Raw genomic sequence first — 17,416 nt, 5'->3', positions numbered from 1 at the left:
CCCCGCAACGCAAAAGGCCGCCCCATTTGGAGCGGCCTTCTGTTTTCTTCGGCACCGGCTGCCGGCACCGTCAACAACGCATTGGCGCTGTTGATTACTCAGTGATCTTGGACACAACGCCCGCGCCAACGGTACGGCCACCTTCGCGGATCGCGAAACGCAGGCCCTGCTCCATCGCGATGGGTGCGATCAGCTCAACGTCGAACTTCAGGTTGTCGCCAGGCATAACCATTTCAGTGCCTTCTGGCAGTGCAACGGTACCGGTGACGTCTGTGGTACGGAAGTAGAACTGTGGACGGTAGTTCGCGAAGAATGGCGTGTGACGGCCACCTTCTTCTTTGGTCAGAATATAGGCTTCTGCCTCGAACTTGGTGTGCGGGTTCACAGACTTGGGCGCGCAGAGAACCTGACCACGCTCAACGCCGTCACGGTCGATACCGCGCAGCAGAACACCAACGTTATCACCGGCCTCACCACGATCCAGCAGCTTGCGGAACATTTCAACGCCCGTGCAAGTTGTTGTTTTCGTGTCGCGAATACCAACGATCTCGATTGAATCACCCACGTTGATCACGCCGCGCTCAACACGACCGGTCACAACTGTACCACGGCCAGAGATCGAGAATACGTCTTCCACTGGCATCAGGAACGGCTGGTCAACAGCACGTGCTGGTGTCGGGATATATTCGTCAACCGCCGTCATCAGTTTCTTAATGGATTCTTCACCGATTTCTGGCTTGTTGCCTTCCATCGCCGCCAGAGCGGAACCAGGGATCACAGGAATGTCGTCGCCTGGGTACTCATAAGAGGACAACAGTTCACGGATTTCCATTTCAACCAGTTCCAACAACTCTTCGTCGTCAACCTGGTCAACTTTGTTCATGTAAACAACCATGTACGGGATGCCAACCTGACGGCCAAGCAGGATGTGCTCGCGAGTCTGTGGCATCGGGCCGTCGGCCGCGTTCACAACCAGGATCGCGCCGTCCATCTGCGCCGCACCGGTGATCATGTTCTTAACATAGTCGGCGTGGCCGGGGCAGTCGACGTGCGCATAGTGGCGTGTCTCTGTCTCGTATTCCACGTGGGCGGTTGAGATGGTGATGCCGCGTGCTTTTTCTTCGGGCGCGCCGTCGATCTGGTCGTAGGCTTTGAAGTCACCGAAATACTTGGTGATCGCAGCCGTCAGTGTGGTCTTGCCGTGGTCAACGTGGCCGATTGTGCCGATGTTGACGTGCGGTTTGTTACGTTCAAACTTTTCCTTTGCCATGGTGCTGGCTCCTTCTGGTTGGTTGGGTGGCGGGGGGAACCCCGCCCTACAGTGTGGGTAGGGCGGGGTTCTCCCCGCCGCCCCGATTATTAATGTGGCCTGTTAGGCAAACTTTGCCTGAATCTCGTCAGAGATTGCCTGTGGCACGCCTTCGTAGTGATCGAACTGCATAGAGAAGTTCGCACGACCTGAAGACATCGACCGCAATGTGTTGATGTAGCCGAACATGTTCGCCAGTGGCACAAATGCGTCGATGGCAATCGCGTTACCGCGAGTATCCTGACCCTGTACTTGACCACGACGTGATGTCAGATCGCCGATGATGCCGCCGGTGTATTCTTCCGGTGTGATCACTTCGACTTTCATCACAGGCTCGAGCAGTTTCGCGCCGGCTTTCTTCATGCCTTCACGCATACCCATACGGGCCGCGATTTCAAACGCCAGAACCGAGGAGTCAACGTCGTGGAATTTACCTTCGATCAACGCCACTTTGAAGTCGATCACAGGGAAGCCCGCCAGCGGACCGGAGTCCATGACAGATTTGATACCCTTTTCAACACCCGGGATGTATTCCTTGGGAACCGAACCACCAACAACGCGGGACTCAAACGAGTAACCTTCGCCCGGCTCTGTCGGAGTGATGATCATTTTCACTTCCGCGAACTGACCCGAACCACCCGACTGTTTCTTGTGGGTGTAAACGATTTCAGCTTCACGAGAGATGGTCTCACGATAGGCAACCTGTGGCGCACCAATGTTGGCTTCCACTTTGAATTCGCGCTTCAGACGGTCAACCAGAATGTCGAGGTGAAGTTCGCCCATGCCCTTCATGATGGTCTGACCTGATTCAAGGTCGGTCTCAACACGGAAGGATGGATCCTCGGCTGCCAGACGGGCCAGACCCGTAGACATTTTTTCCTGGTCGGCTTTGGTCTTTGGCTCAACCGCAATCTCGATAACCGGATCAGGGAAGGTCATTGTTTCCAGAACCACAGGATCGTTGACGGCGCAAAGCGTGTCACCGGTTGTAGTGTCTTTCAGACCGGCCAGCGCGATGATGTCACCCGCAAATGCTTCGGTGATTTCTTCACGGTCGATGGCGTGCATCATCATCATACGACCAACGCGCTCTTTTTTACCTTTGGTGGAGTTCAAAAGCGTGTCGCCTTTGTTCAGAACACCAGAGTAGATGCGTGTGAAGGTCAGCGAGCCCACGAAGGGGTCGTTCATGATTTTGAAGGCAAGACCAGAGAAGGCCATGTCATCATCCGCACGACGCGGGATGTCACGTACTTCTTCTTCGTCGCCTGGCTTAAAGCCCATGTAGTCAACAACGTCGAGCGGGCTCGGCAGATAGTCAACAACAGCGTTAAGCAGCGGCTGAACACCTTTGTTCTTGAACGCGGAACCGCCCAGAACAGGAACGAATGCCAGCGCCAATGTACCTTTACGCAGCAATTTGCGCAGCGTGTCGACGTCAGGCTCTGTGCCGTCCATCAGGTAGGCTTCCATGGCGTCGTCGTCCATTTCAACCGCGGCTTCGATCATTTTGCCACGCCATTCGTTGGCCATGTCCTGAAGCTCTGCGCGGATTGGGCGTTTTTCCCATGTCGCGCCAAGGTCTTCACCTTCGTAAACCCACTCAACCATGGTGACGAGGTCAACAAGACCTTCAAGCTCGGTCTCGGCACCAATTGGCACACCGATTGGCACAGCAGTCGCGCCGGTACGGTCTTCGATCTGTGCAACACAGTTAAAGAAGTCCGCGCCGATTTTGTCCATTTTGTTTACGAAAACAATACGTGGAACTTTGTAGCGGTCGGCCTGGCGCCAAACGGTTTCTGTCTGCGGCTCAACACCGGCGTTACCGTCAAGAACGGTAACCGCACCATCGAGAACGGCCAAGGAACGCTCAACTTCGATAGTGAAGTCAACGTGGCCCGGTGTATCAATGATGTTCATGCGGTGCTTGGGGGAATCCGGTGTCAGGCCGTCTTCGGTGCGCTCCCAGAATGTCGTTGTCGCAGCGGAAGTAATTGTAATACCCCGTTCCTGCTCCTGCTCCATCCAGTCCATTGTTGCCGCACCATCGTGCACTTCGCCGATGTTATGCTCTTTGCCCGTGTAATACAGGATACGTTCGGAACATGTGGTCTTACCCGCGTCGATATGCGCGATGATACCAAAGTTGCGATACAGTTCGAGGGGATAGTCGCGTGCCATTTTAAAGCTTCCTCAGGAATATGCTTTGAAAAGGTCAAGGGCCCGGCGAATCCGAGCCCCTAATCCAGAAATTTTACCAGCGGTAGTGGCTGAATGCTTTGTTCGCATCGGCCATCTTGTGCGTGTCTTCACGCTTTTTAACAGCAGTACCGCGGGACTGAACAGCATCCAAAAGCTCGCCGGCAAGGCGCTCTTCCATGGTGTTCTCGTTGCGCGCACGTGCGGCTTTGATCAACCAGCGGATGGCCAGCGCCTGACGGCGCTCGGGGCGCACTTCGACAGGCACCTGATAGGTGGCACCACCAACGCGGCGTGAACGTACTTCGACGGAAGGCTGGATGTTTTCCAGCGCTTCGTGAAACACTTCGATTGGTGCGCGCTTGATCTTGTCTTCAACGCGGGTCATGGCGTTGTAAACGATGCTTTCGGCAACAGACTTTTTGCCGTCGATCATCAGGTTGTTCATGAATTTCGTCAGAACCAGATCGCCATATTTGGCGTCTGGCAGTACTTCGCGTTTTTCAGCGGCGTGGCGGCGTGACATATAATTGTCTTCCTCTTAGCGGGGGTGAGGCCGCAGCCCCACCATACAAACGGTTGGTGAAACGGGGTTGCCCCCGTCCTTGACTTACTTAGGACGCTTCGCACCGTATTTGGAGCGGCGCTGCTTCCGGTCTTTAACGCCCTGAGTATCCAGAACACCGCGCAGGATGTGGTAACGCACACCGGGAAGGTCTTTTACACGACCGCCGCGGATCAGAACCACAGAGTGCTCCTGAAGGTTGTGGCTTTCACCCGGGATATAGGAAATCACTTCGAAACCGTTGGTCAGGCGCACCTTCGCAACTTTCCGCATCGCGGAGTTCGGTTTCTTTGGTGTGGTGGTATATACACGTGTGCATACGCCGCGCTTTTGCGGGCACTGCTCGAGGTGCATGGATTTAGAAGTCTTACGTTTCGGCTGGCGCGGCTTGCGGATCAGCTGTTGGATCGTTGGCATTCCGGATTATCCCCGTTCTGTCTACATCGTGCGATGGGCGAGGCCCACAGCGGTTACAAATTCTGCGCTTTATCGAATGACAAAGCGAAAACACCGCAACGCATCCGTACCGAGGAAAGCGAGGCGGTGGGGCAACAGAGGATCGGGTCAGCATTAGACCGGATCTTGACCACTTAAGTTATGATTTCGATTGGCGGGAAAATCCCCACGACCGAGATAGCGGGCGTATAGGCGATGGGTTACGGGGTGTCAACAGCGTGCAGGCGCTTGCGCGGCTGCGGGTCGGCTGCAATGGTGTTTGCAGACAATCAAGGGGCCTTTCCCAATGCAAACCATCGGCATCTGCCGCTTTTCATACCCCGGTGACGGCGGCTTTCAAGTGGAACATTCGACCCTGCGCGAACGCATGGACTACCTCTATGCACCGGCCCGTATGGCCGAGCGTTTTGCCACCTTCGAGACAATGACATTGCCGCCACTGATGGCACAGTCCGACGATGACTTTACCCTGTTGATCGTCATCGGGGACAGCTTGCCCGCGCCCTACCTTGACCGTTTACAAGCCGCCGTCGAACATATGCCCCAAGCGGTGATACGTGCCTATCCCCCCGGCCCGCATCGCAAAATCATGCAGGATGCAATGAACAAGGTCCGTCGCTTTGACGGCGATGCCTGTTTGCAGTTTCGTATGGATGATGATGACGCGGTTGCCTGCACCTACGTCGAACGCCTGCGCGAAGCGGCCCGTGATGTTCTGCCCATGGCCGCCAAACACCGCCATATCGCCATTGATTTCAATCAGGGATTCATCGCCCGCCCCTCTGCACGTGGCCTTGATGTGGCACCCACCAACACGCCCTATACCACCGCCGCACTTGCCTTGATGTTTCAGCCCGACCTGCGCCTTAGCGTGATGAACTTTGCCCATATGAAGGTGGGACAAAAGATGCCCACCGTCACTTTTTCAGGGCAGGACATGCTGATCCGCGGACACAACGACCATAATGATTCCCGGCAAAAACCCGGCGTCAAATCACCGCGCCTGTCGCCGCTGGACGCCGCCGGAAAGGCCCATTTCAAAGCCACCTATGCGATTGATACAGAAGCGGTTGCCCGCGCCTTTGCCGCCCTATCTGATACCTGAAACCCTGCGCTCGCGGTAAAAGCTGAACACGCCGGTGCCCACCACGATGGCCGCCCCGATCAAGGTCAAGACATGGGGCCACTCGCCAAATACAAACCAGCCAAGGATCAGCGCCCAGACCAGCCCCGAATACCGGAACGGCGCGGTAAAGGACACATCCCCGCTGCGCATCACCTGAATGGAAAAGTAGTATCCACCCAGAATACAAAACGCCGATGCCACAATCAGCGCCCACGACGCCCCCGCGATAGGAACCCACGGGGTAGACAGCGACGCCAGCCCGGCCCCCACCATGACCGTCACTGCCGTCACCAGCGTCACTGTCATAGACGGTACATCCGGCGACAGCTGGCGTGTCACCAGATCGCGCAGTGTCACCCCCAACATGGCGATAACTGCATAGATCGACCAAATGTTAAAACCCTCTGCCCCCGGTCGCACAATCAGCAATACACCGCAGAATCCCACAGCAATCGCCAGGCTGCGCCGCCACCCCACCGCCTCGCGCAGGATGACCGCACTGGCCAGTGTCACCGCCAGCGGGACGCCCTGTAAGATCGCCGTCAAATTGGCCAGCGGCATGTTGAACAGCGCCGTCAGGAAGAAATACGAAATGGTGACCTCGGTGACGGCCCGCACCAGCATGATCACCCAGTCACGCCGCTTGATCGCGAAATGCAACGCGCCCAAGCGTCCCTTGGTGGCAAAGATCAACCCGCAGGTGATCACACTGCGCACAAACAACAGCTGGAACAGCGGCACCGCCCCGCCGGTCATTTTCAGCAACGTGTCGTTCAGGACAAAACAGGCCATCGAGGCCATCATCAACAGCGCCCCGGCAAGGTTTACTGACATTGCGTTCCCCCAGACATGCTATAGTTCATCCAGCATTTCCGGCGTCAGCCCGAAGCCATCCGCCAAGACCCGCCGCACCCCACGTGGCCGCAGGGCACCCGCCCTGCCCTGTGGCTGGGCCGTTGAATCATTGTCCCCATGTACCGATCTGATCCACATCGGGCGGGCCACCTCGGAATAACAGTCGTAGTATTCGACCAGATTGCGATGATTGCGTCGAAATACCGTCGCATGGTCGCCTTTGGGCGTCACCATTGCCAGACCAATGCCCAAAGGCGCGCGTTCGTACCATTCTGTGATTGGTGTCTCGCTTTTTGGATCCAGATAGAGCCCCCGATTAAAGGCAATCACAAAGGGCTTCTTGTCTTCGCGCACCGCCAACATATTGTCAGCCACGGCCCTGATCCGTCCCACTGTGGTACGGTGCATCGCATCATCATCATCCTGCCGGAACGTGGCGATATGAGTTGCGGCGGGATCGTCGGCCAAGGCATTAAACGCCCGCTTCACCGCCTGAATATGGACCATCGGTGGCAGGGCGACGATCTGCATCGGCGTGAAATCTCTGATGATCCCCTCAAGCCGCGCCCGTGCCTTGTCAGGAAAGCTGTCGCCGATCAGCACAGCACAGGAAAAACCGGTGTCTTCCTGCAAGGCCATGGTGTGGAACGCCAGCTTTTCAAATAGCCTGAACCGGCGGTCAAGCCGGGCCGGATCATAGAGCATGTCACGCATAGCCTCCACGCCCTGCCCCGATTTGGCAAACCCGTTCTCGGACAGGTAGGAAAACCGCATCAGACCTTTGATTTGTACCTTGGGAATTTGCGCCACGTTTCGCCCTGCTGTTTTGACCTTAACCTAGGGCAAACATCCGCACGGCTAAAGGGGGGTAAATGCCCTGCAGGTCCAGCAAGGGGGCGGCGTCGCAAATACGGGCAGCCCGTTCCCGCATCCGACAAAAAAGCCCCCGCAGCTTTGCAACTGCGGGGGTTTTTATCACTTAAAGGTCAGTCGCGAGATTAATCGCGGCTTTCCTCGTCAAAGGTTGGCGAGCTGAACACATCGCCACCGACGATGTCATTGTCCTCGACCACAGGTGCCGCCAGTGCCGCCGCTGCTTCCGCTTCTTCACGGCGCGCTTCGATGACAACATTGTCACGATCACTTGCCACTTTACGCATCTGCATGGTCGCACCACCGGTCCCGGCAGGGATCAGACGGCCCACAATGACGTTCTCTTTCAGACCGACCAGTTTGTCGCGCTTGCCCTGTACCGAAGCTTCGGTAAGAACCCGCGTGGTTTCCTGGAACGACGCCGCAGAGATGAACGAACGTGTCTGCAAGGACGCTTTCGTAATCCCCAGCAGGATCGGTTCGCCTTTCGCCAGACGACCGCCCTTCGATGCAGCCTTTTCGTTAGCCTGATCGAATTCCTGCTTGTCGACGTGTTCGCCTTTCAACAGCGTGGTGTCGCCAGATTCCTGAACTTCCCACTTTTGCAGCATCTGACGCACGATCACTTCGATGTGCTTGTCGTTGATCTTAACGCCCTGCAAACGATACACGTCCTGAACTTCGTCGATCATATAGTCGGCCAAGGCCTCAACACCCATAATCGCAAGGATGTCATGCGGCGCCGGATTGCCGTCCATGATGTAGTCACCCTTCTGGACAAAATCACCTTCCGCAACCGGGATGTGCTTGCCCTTGGGCACCATGTACTCGACCTTGTAATCCGGATCATCGGCGGACTCGATCGCGATACGACGCTTGTTCTTATAGTCCTTACCAAAGCGGACATAACCGTCGATCTCTGCAATGATCGCGTGATCCTTGGGGCGACGTGCCTCAAAGAGTTCCGCAACCCGTGGCAGACCACCGGTAATATCCTTGGTCTTGGCACCTTCACGCGGGATACGCGCAACGATGTCACCAGCCTTGATTTCGGTCTGATCCTCAACGGACAGGATCGCGTCAACGGACATCGGATAGGTCACCGGGTTGCCCGCATCATTGCGCAATGGCTCGCCATCTTCACCCACCAGCAAGACTTCAGGCTTCAATTCGTTGCCCTTGGTCGCTGCACGCCAGTCGATCACGATCTTCTGTGTCATACCGGTCGCATCATCGGTTTCATCCTTAACCGCAATCCCCGACACAAGGTCGACGAATTTGGTCATACCGGATTTCTCCGCGATGATCGGCAATGTGTACGGATCCCATTCGAACAGCTTGTCGCCACGGGCAACCGTGTCACCGTCCTTGACGAACAGCGTGGTACCATAGCCGATCTTGTGGCTGGCACGCTCTGCACCATCTTCGCCGACAATCAGCATCTTCATGTTCCGGCCCATAACCATGATCTGCCCTGCGGCATTCTCAAGGGTCTGTGCGTTTTCGAACACGATTTTACCTTCTTGGCTGGCCTCGAGGAAGGACTGCTGTCCACCCTGAGCAACACCACCAATGTGGAAGGTCCGCATTGTCAGCTGTGTACCTGGTTCACCAATTGACTGCGCCGCAATGATGCCCACCGCTTCGCCTTGGTTCACCAATGTACCACGGGCAAGGTCACGACCGTAACATGTGGCGCAAACACCCTCTTCCGCTTCACAGGTCAGCGGCGAACGGATGCGTGCAACCTGCACCGCATGTTCGTCGATCAGATCGGCCATACGCTCGTCGATCAGACCACCAGCCGGCACAATCACCTCATCCGTACCCGGCTTGACGATATCGTCCGCCGCGACACGACCCAGCAGACGCTCGGCCAGAGAGGAGACAACTTCACCGTCATTAACAGCTGCTTCCGCAGTAATCGCCGCTTCGGTGCCACAGTCGTGCATACGTACGATGCAGTCCTGTGCAACATCCACCAGACGACGGGTCAGGTAACCGGAGTTCGCAGTCTTCAAAGCCGTATCCGACAGACCCTTACGGGCACCGTGGGTAGAGTTGAAGTATTCAAGAACGGTCAGACCTTCCTTAAAGTTCGAGATGATCGGTGTCTCGATGATGTCGCCATTCGGCTTGGCCATCAGACCACGCATCCCGCCCAGCTGTTTCATCTGGGTTACAGAACCACGCGCACCGGAGTGGGCCATCATGTACACCGAGTTCGGTTCATTTTCGGACCCGTTTTCGCCATAGGTGGTGTCGGAAATCGACCCCATCATCGCGTCGGTGACCTTATCGTTACACTTCGACCATGCATCGACAACTTTGTTGTACTTTTCGCCCTGTGTGATCAGGCCGTCCATGTACTGCTGTTCAAAATCGCGCACCTGCTCGCGTGTTTCTTCAACCAGTGGCCACTTGCTGTCCGGGATCAGCATGTCGTCTTTACCAAACGAAATACCGGCCTTGAACGCTTCGCGGAAACCCATCGTCATGATGTGATCACAGAAGATAACGGATTCTTTCTGACCACAGTAACGGTAGACCGTATCAATAACCTGCTGCACTTCTTTCTTACGCAGCAAACGGTTGACCAGATCAAACGGGGCCTTTGCATTCAGCGGCAGCAATGCCCCCAAACGCACACGGCCCGGCGTGGTGTCAAAGCGCATCAGCACTTCGTTGCCTTCGCTGTCGATCTGCTTGATCCGTGCCTTGATCTTGGTGTGCAAGTGTACCTCGCCCGCGTCCAGTGCGTGCTGCACCTCGTCCACGGTGCCAAATACCTTGCCCTCGCCCTTCATACCTTCGCGTTCCAGCGTGGTGTAATACAGGCCCAAAATCATATCCTGTGACGGAACAATGATCGGCGCACCGTTTGCAGGTGACAGAACGTTGTTCGTGGACATCATCAGAACACGCGCTTCAAGCTGTGCCTCAAGCGACAGCGGCACGTGAACCGCCATCTGGTCACCGTCAAAGTCCGCGTTAAAGGCTGAACACACCAGCGGGTGCAGCTGGATCGCCTTACCTTCGATCAAGACCGGCTCGAACGCCTGAATGCCAAGACGGTGTAGCGTGGGCGCACGGTTCAGCATGACAGGGTGTTCGCGGATGACCTCGTCGAGGATATCCCAAACTTCGGGACGTTCTTTTTCCACCAGCTTCTTGGCCTGCTTCACCGTGGAAGACAGACCTTTGGCCTCAAGCCGCGAATAGATAAACGGCTTGAACAGCTCCAGCGCCATCTTTTTCGGCAAACCACATTGATGCAGTTTCAGCTCTGGGCCGGTCACAATGACCGAACGGCCAGAAAAGTCGACGCGTTTACCCAAAAGGTTCTGACGGAAACGGCCCTGCTTACCTTTCAGCATGTCGGACAGTGATTTCAACGGACGCTTGTTGGCACCGGTGATCACACGACCACGACGGCCATTGTCGAACAGCGCATCAACAGATTCCTGCAACATCCGCTTTTCGTTACGTACGATGATGTCAGGTGCGCGCAGCTCGATCAGACGCTTCAAACGGTTGTTCCGGTTGATCACACGACGGTAAAGGTCGTTGAGGTCAGACGTCGCGAAACGACCACCGTCCAGTGGCACCAGCGGGCGCAGTTCTGGCGGGATCACAGGGATCACGGTCAGAACCATCCACTCGGGGCGGTTACCGGATTCAAGGAAGGACTCAACCACCTTCAAACGCTTGATGATCTTCTTGGGCTTCAATTCGCCTGTGGCTTCTTTCAGCTCTTCGCGCAGCTGGTCGGCCTCTGCTTCAAGGTCGATCGCGGCCAGCATTTCGCGGATCGCTTCGGCACCGATGTTGGCGGTGAACGCGTCCATGCCATAAGCATCCTGCGCGTCCATGTACTCTTCCTCGGTCATCATCTGACCATAGGTAAGGTCCGTCAGACCGGGTTCGATAACCACGTAGTTTTCGAAATACAGCACACGTTCCAGATCGCGCAGCGTCATGTCCAGCATCAGGCCGATGCGGGAGGGCAGCGATTTCAGGAACCAGATGTGCGCAACGGGCGACGCCAGTTCGATGTGGCCCATGCGCTCACGACGGACCTTTTGCAGCGTGACTTCCACACCGCATTTTTCGCAGACAACGCCGCGATATTTCATGCGCTTATATTTGCCGCACAGACATTCATAGTCTTTGATCGGGCCAAAGATACGCGCACAGAACAGACCGTCACGCTCTGGCTTGAACGTACGATAGTTAATGGTTTCGGGCTTTTTGATCTCACCGAAAGACCACGACAGGATACGTTCTGGCGAAGCCAGAGATACCTTGATCTCGTCAAACGTCTTCATCGGCGTGACGGGGTTAAACGGGTTGTTTGTCAGTTCCTGGTTCATTTTCAATTCCTTGAATTGGGAGCATTGGGAGAGACGGAACCGTTTTCTTTTGAAGAAAACGGACCGGAATTTTCAAAAAATTCCGGTCGTTGGTTCACTCATCTTCCTCCGCATCCAGGAGTTCCATATTCAGGCCGAGGCCGCGGACTTCTTTCACGAGAACGTTAAAGCTCTCTGGGATACCCGCTTCAAAGTTGTCCTCGCCCTTGACGATGCTTTCATAGACTTTCGTCCGGCCAGCCACGTCATCGGATTTCACAGTCAGCATTTCCTGCAAGGTGTATGCAGCGCCGTAAGCTTCCAGTGCCCAGACCTCCATCTCACCAAAGCGCTGACCACCGAACTGCGCTTTACCGCCCAATGGCTGCTGGGTAACCAGCGAGTATGGACCGGTAGAACGCGCGTGGATTTTGTCATCCACAAGGTGGTGCAGTTTCAGCAGGTATTTGACACCCACGGTCACAGGGCGGGCAAACTGCTCGCCTGTGCGGCCATCAAACAGCACCGACTGACCAGAAGAAGAGAACCCAGCACGGACCAGCGCGTCGTTCACATCTGCCTCTTTGGCACCGTCAAAGACCGGTGTCGCAATTGGCACACCGCGTGTGACGTTGGACGCCGCATCCAGCAGCGCTTCCTCGTCCATGCCTTCGATACCTTCGGCATAAACGTCCGCGCCATAGGCGATGTTCATCGCTTCACGCACAGGGGTCAAATCGCCGGAGCGCTTATATTCCTGCATCGCTTCGTCGATGTTCAGGCCCAGACCACGTGCGGCCCAACCCATGTGGGTTTCCAAAATCTGACCAACGTTCATCCGGCTGGGAACACCCAGCGGGTTCAAACAGAAGTCGACCGGCGTACCATCTTCGAGGAACGGCATGTCTTCCATCGGTACAACCTTGGAAATAACACCTTTGTTCCCGTGACGGCCCGCCATCTTGTCGCCCGGCTGCAGCTTGCGCTTCACCGCGACGAAGACTTTGACCATCTTCATCACACCCGGAGGCAGATCGTCGCCACGGCGCACTTTCTCGACCTTGTCCTCGAAACGTGCATCCAAGGTCCGCTTCTGGATCTCGTACTGCTCGTTCAGGGCTTCGACGATTTTCGCGTCATCCTCGTCTTCCAGCGCCAACTGCCACCACTGACCACGGGTCAGGACGTCATCCAGCATGGTTTCGGTGATCTGGCTGTTCGATGCGACGCCTTTCGGCCCCTTCACCGCAACTTTTCCAAGGATCATACCGCGCAGACGCGCATAGATGTTGCGATCCAGAATGCCCAGTTCGTCGTCACGGTCACGTGCCAGACGCTCGACTTCTTCACGCTCGATCTGAAGCGCACGTTCGTCTTTTTCCACACCGTGGCGGTTAAAGACACGCACTTCGACAACCGTACCAAAGTCACCCGGTTTCACCCGCAGGGAAGTGTCACGCACGTCAGAGGCTTTTTCGCCAAAGATCGCCCGCAGCAGTTTCTCTTCCGGTGTCATCGGGCTTTCGCCTTTTGGCGTGATCTTACCCACCAGAATATCGCCCGGCTCAACATCCGCACCGATGTAAACGATGCCCGCCTCGTCGAGGTTGCGCAGCGCTTCTTCACCGACGTTCGGGATGTCGCGGGTAATTTCTTCTGGTCCAAGCTTGGTGTCACGCGCCGCAACCTCAAACTCTTCGATGTGGATCGAGGTAAAGACGTCGTCCCGTGAAATCCGCTCGGAAATCAGGATGGAGTCTTCATAGTTGTAGCCGTTCCAAGGCATAAACGCGACAACCACGTTTTTACCAAGGGCCAGTTCACCCATGTCAGTCGACGGACCATCCGCAATCACCTGACCTTTGGTCACCACTTCGCCCACCTTCACCAGCGGACGCTGGTTGATACAGGTGTTCTGGTTTGACCGCTGGAATTTGCGCATACGGTAGATGTCCACACCCGCGTCGCCCAGCTCAAGATCTTCGGTGGCACGCAGAACGATACGGGATGCATCGACCTGGTCGATGATACCACCACGTTTTGCCATGTAAGCCGCACCGGAATCCCGTGCCACAACTTCCTCGATGCCGGTCCCAACAAGCGGCGCTTCCGCTTGCAGCAATGGCACCGCCTGACGTTGCATGTTCGACCCCATCAAGGCGCGGTTGGCGTCATCGTTTTCAAGGAACGGGATCAACGAGGCCGCAACCGAGACCAGCTGCTTTGGGGAAACGTCGATCAAATCAACGCTTTCCGTTGGGGCCAGCGTATAGTCACCCGAGCGGCGTGTGTTCACCATCTCGTTGGTGAATTTGCCCTCGCCATCCAGCGACGCGTTCGCCTGCGCCACGGTATGACGCATTTCCTCTGTGGCAGACATATAGTGAACCTCATCGGTCACCTTGCTGTCTTTCACAACGCGGTAAGGCGTTTCGATAAAGCCGTATTTGTTCACGCGGGCAAATGTCGCCAGCGAGTTGATCAGACCAATGTTCGGGCCTTCCGGCGTTTCAATCGGACACATCCGGCCATAGTGGGTCGGGTGAACGTCTCGGACTTCAAAACCGGCACGTTCGCGGGTCAGACCCCCAGGTCCAAGCGCGGAAAGGCGACGCTTGTGCGTAACCTCGGACAGCGGGTTGGTTTGGTCCATGAACTGCGACAGCTGCGATGAGCCAAAGAATTCACGTACCGCTGCGGCAGCAGGTTTGGCATTGATCAAATCCTGCGGCATCACTGTGTCGATCTCGACGGAAGACATCCGCTCTTTGATCGCACGTTCCATGCGCAACAGGCCAACGCGGTACTGGTTTTCCATCAGTTCGCCAACGGAACGCACGCGACGGTTACCAAGGTGGTCAATGTCGTCGATGTCGCCGCGACCGTCACGCAGGTCAACCAGCGCCTTGATGCAGGATACGATGTCTTCGCGGCGCAGGGTGCGCTGCGTGTCTTCCGCATCCAGGTCCAGACGCATGTTCATTTTCACACGACCAACAGCGGACAGGTCATAACGCTCGCTGTCAAAGAACAACGTGTCAAACAGATTTGACGCGGCTTCAACGGTGGGCGGCTCGCCCGGGCGCATAACACGATAGATATCCATGAGCGCGGTGTCCCGGTTCATGTTCTTGTCGTTGGCCATGGTGTTACGCATGTAAGGGCCGACATTGACGTTATCGATGTCCAGCAACGGAATCTCGGTGATACCCGCTTCGATCAGCTCTTTGGCTGTACCGCCGATCAGATCGCCGTCTTTGTCATACTCCAGCGTCAACTCGTCACCGGCCTCGACATAGATCGCGCCAGTTTCCTCGTTGATGATGTCCTTGGCAACAAATTTGCCCTGAATGTGGTCAAAGGGCAGCAACAGTTCAGTCACTTCACCGGCGTCGATCAATTGCTTGACCGCGCGAGGCGTGGCTTTCTTGCCCTGCTCAAACAGGATCTCGCCGGATTTTGCATCGACGATATCATAGGTCGGACGTGTACCCCGCACACGATCCGGGAAGAACGGCGCAACCCAGCCGGACTTCTTGTTCAGCTTGTAGGTCACCGTGTTGTAATAGGCATCCATGATGGATTCCTGATCCAGCCCCAGCGCATAAAGCAGCGTGGTAACAGGCAGCTTACGACGGCGGTCAATCCGCGCAAAAACGATGTCTTTGGCGTCGAATTCGAAATCCAGCCACGAACCTCGGTAGGGAATAATGCGGCAGGCGAACAACAGCTTACCAGAGCTGTGTGTTTTGCCCTTGTCGTGGTCAAAGAACACCCCGGGGGAACGGTGCATCTGGGACACGATCACACGTTCGGTGCCGTTCACAATGAACGTCCCGTTCGGTGTCATCAGGGGCATATCGCCCATGAACACGTCCTGCTCTTTGATGTCCTTAACAGACTTTGCGCCTGTGTCTTCGTCTACTTCAAACACGATCAGACGCAGGGTCACCTTCAACGGCGCGCTATAAGTCATGTCACGCTGCTGACATTCCTCAACGTCGTATTTCGGCTTTTCCAGCTCGTACTTGACGTACTCAAGCACGGAGGTTTCGTTGAAGTCCTTGATCGGGAAAACCGACTGGAACACACCCTGAATGCCATCGCCATCGGTGGGCGTCTCAGCGTCACCAGAGTTCAGGAACAGGTCGTAGGAAGATTTCTGAACCTCGATAAGGTTCGGCATGTCCAGCACTTCGCGGATTTTGCCATAATATTTACGGAGACGCTTCTGGCCAAGGAAGGATTGTGCCATGTGTCGTAATACCTTTCGTATCTCTTGCCTGAACGCCGCCACCGGGGCCGTGACGCGTCCAACAGAGCGGATCAATCCGGTCTATGCTGGCATGCGTCCCACCGCACACCTTCCGACCTATGGACCTTTCCAGAAGGAGGCTTTTCAACCAAAGCACCCTTCAAGACAGGTTTGGCTGGACAGGGAAATCTCCCCATCCAGCCAATGTTTTACGCGCGAACGCGTGGGTTTCACCCACCCTACGCAGGATGGGTGAAACCCACCAGCTTACGCCAGTTCGACTTCTGCGCCAGCTGCTTCCAGCTTGGCTTTTACGTCTTCGGCTTCGGCTTTATCGACGCCTTCTTTGATTTTGCCACCGGCTTCAACCAGGTCTTTGGCTTCTTTCAGGCCCAGACCGGTGATGCCGCGGACTTCTTTGATCACGTTGATCTTGGAAGCGCCGGCGTTCTTCAGAACGACGTCAAATTCAGTTTTCTCTTCTGCGGCGCCGCCAGCGTCTGCTGGGCCAGCCATCATTACAGCGCCACCGGCGGCTGGTTCGATGCCATACTCGTCTTTGAGGATGGTTTTCAGTTCTTGTGCTTCAAGCAGTGTCAGACCAACAATGTCTTCTGCCAGTTTTTTCAGATCAGCCATGTTTTAGCTCTTTCCGTTAACAATATGTGTGTTCCAACGTGTTGTTTCAACACGCCAGCTTGACGATATGCTTTACGCAGCTTTGTCCTCGATGGTGGACAAAATGGATGCGATGTTGCTTGCAGGTGCGCCAATGGCCCCGGCGATGTTGGATGCAGGTGCGCCCAGCATGCCCGCGATGGTGGAGATAAGCTCCTCCCGCGAAGGCATCTTGGACACGGATTCAACACCGGCGACGTCCAGAGCGTTCTCACCCATTGCACCACCAAGGATAACGAACTTTTGGTTCTCCTTGGCGAACTCCTGAGCAACCTTGGCCGCAGCCACAGGATCCTCAGAAAAGGTCAGAACGGTCATCCCCTCAAGAAGGTCCGCGATGCTTTCGCATGGCTTCCCTTCAAGGGCGATTTTGGCGAGCCTGTTCTTGGCAACACGCACAGATGCATCAGCCGCACGTGCGCGCGCCCGAAGATCCTGCATTTCAGCAACTGTCAAACCGACGTAGTGAGATACCACAACGACGCCAGAGCTTTCAAAGATTTGGCCGAGCTCGTCGACCAACTGTTCTTTTTGTGCTCTATCCACAGTTTCACTCCAGTAAGGGAGGGTTACCCCTCCGGCTCAGTTTTGCCGGAACATAGATTGTCCCGACATTCGGGTCCTTACGGGGGCCGGGTGCGTCACTGCGGAGAGCCGTCTCGGGCGATCCGAAGAAATTACCTTTTCCCGTCTCAGGCAGGAATTATGCTGGAAAAAAGCGCCAGCACCCACCGTCTCGGACGAA

At 55.9% G+C, this 17,416-nt stretch carries 11 protein-coding genes; 1 reads left to right on the top strand and 10 read right to left on the bottom strand.

Going from position 1 to position 17,416, the window contains the following annotated elements; all coding sequences use genetic code 11:
* Positions 1-94: 94 nt before the first annotated feature.
* From tuf to rpsL, 4 genes are all read right to left on the bottom strand, one after another.
* A complete protein-coding gene (gene tuf / locus HKX44_RS17405) occupies positions 95-1,270 on the bottom strand; it encodes an elongation factor Tu (protein WP_276152615.1) in 1,176 nt (391 codons plus the stop codon).
* Between the two features lie 102 nt (positions 1,271-1,372).
* Entirely contained in the window at positions 1,373-3,493 is a 2,121-nt protein-coding gene (fusA, locus tag HKX44_RS17400; RefSeq protein WP_276152633.1) for an elongation factor G, read from the bottom strand.
* Positions 3,494-3,566: 73 nt separating this feature from the next.
* Positions 3,567-4,037 carry a 30S ribosomal protein S7 gene (gene rpsG / locus HKX44_RS17395; protein WP_276152632.1) on the bottom strand — a complete coding sequence of 157 codons (471 nt, stop codon included), beginning with the start codon at positions 4,035-4,037 and terminating at the stop codon, positions 3,567-3,569.
* Between the two features lie 84 nt (positions 4,038-4,121).
* A complete protein-coding gene (gene rpsL / locus HKX44_RS17390; RefSeq protein WP_025043561.1) occupies positions 4,122-4,493 on the bottom strand; it encodes a 30S ribosomal protein S12 in 372 nt (123 codons plus the stop codon).
* A 325-nt stretch (positions 4,494-4,818) separates the two neighbouring features.
* Here rpsL and HKX44_RS17385 point away from each other — a divergent pair, with 325 nt between their 5' ends.
* Entirely contained in the window at positions 4,819-5,637 is an 819-nt protein-coding gene (locus HKX44_RS17385) for a putative rhamnosyl transferase (RefSeq protein ID WP_276152631.1), read from the top strand.
* On the opposite strand, the gene HKX44_RS17380 is transcribed toward HKX44_RS17385, so the two are convergent.
* From HKX44_RS17380 to rplJ, 6 genes are all read right to left on the bottom strand, one after another.
* Positions 5,623-6,492, bottom strand: a complete 870-nt coding sequence (locus HKX44_RS17380) for a DMT family transporter (RefSeq protein WP_276152630.1) — start codon at positions 6,490-6,492, stop codon at positions 5,623-5,625. The two genes, HKX44_RS17385 and HKX44_RS17380, sit on opposite strands and share 15 nt — an antisense overlap.
* 18 nt (positions 6,493-6,510) lie before the next feature.
* Positions 6,511-7,323 (bottom strand): glycosyltransferase, encoded by an 813-nt coding sequence (locus tag HKX44_RS17375; RefSeq protein WP_276152629.1) that lies wholly within the window; start codon positions 7,321-7,323, stop codon positions 6,511-6,513.
* A 188-nt stretch (positions 7,324-7,511) separates the two neighbouring features.
* Positions 7,512-11,759 (bottom strand): DNA-directed RNA polymerase subunit beta', encoded by a 4,248-nt coding sequence (gene rpoC / locus HKX44_RS17370; protein ID WP_276152628.1) that lies wholly within the window; start codon positions 11,757-11,759, stop codon positions 7,512-7,514.
* A gap of 94 nt (positions 11,760-11,853) precedes the next feature.
* Positions 11,854-15,993, bottom strand: coding sequence for a DNA-directed RNA polymerase subunit beta (rpoB, locus tag HKX44_RS17365; protein ID WP_276152627.1), 4,140 nt, complete (start codon positions 15,991-15,993; stop codon positions 11,854-11,856).
* A gap of 267 nt (positions 15,994-16,260) precedes the next feature.
* Positions 16,261-16,632 carry a 50S ribosomal protein L7/L12 gene (gene rplL / locus HKX44_RS17360; protein WP_093917763.1) on the bottom strand — a complete coding sequence of 124 codons (372 nt, stop codon included), beginning with the start codon at positions 16,630-16,632 and terminating at the stop codon, positions 16,261-16,263.
* Positions 16,633-16,704: 72 nt separating this feature from the next.
* On the bottom strand, positions 16,705-17,217 hold the full coding sequence (gene rplJ, locus HKX44_RS17355) for a 50S ribosomal protein L10 (RefSeq protein ID WP_276152626.1): 513 nt from the start codon (positions 17,215-17,217) through the stop codon (positions 16,705-16,707).
* Between the last annotated feature and the right edge of the window lie 199 nt (positions 17,218-17,416).

It is taken from the genome of Sulfitobacter sp. M05 (genome assembly GCF_029285175.1).
Taxonomy (GTDB): domain Bacteria; phylum Pseudomonadota; class Alphaproteobacteria; order Rhodobacterales; family Rhodobacteraceae; genus Sulfitobacter.
This window is presented reverse-complemented; position numbering and strand designations above follow the sequence as displayed.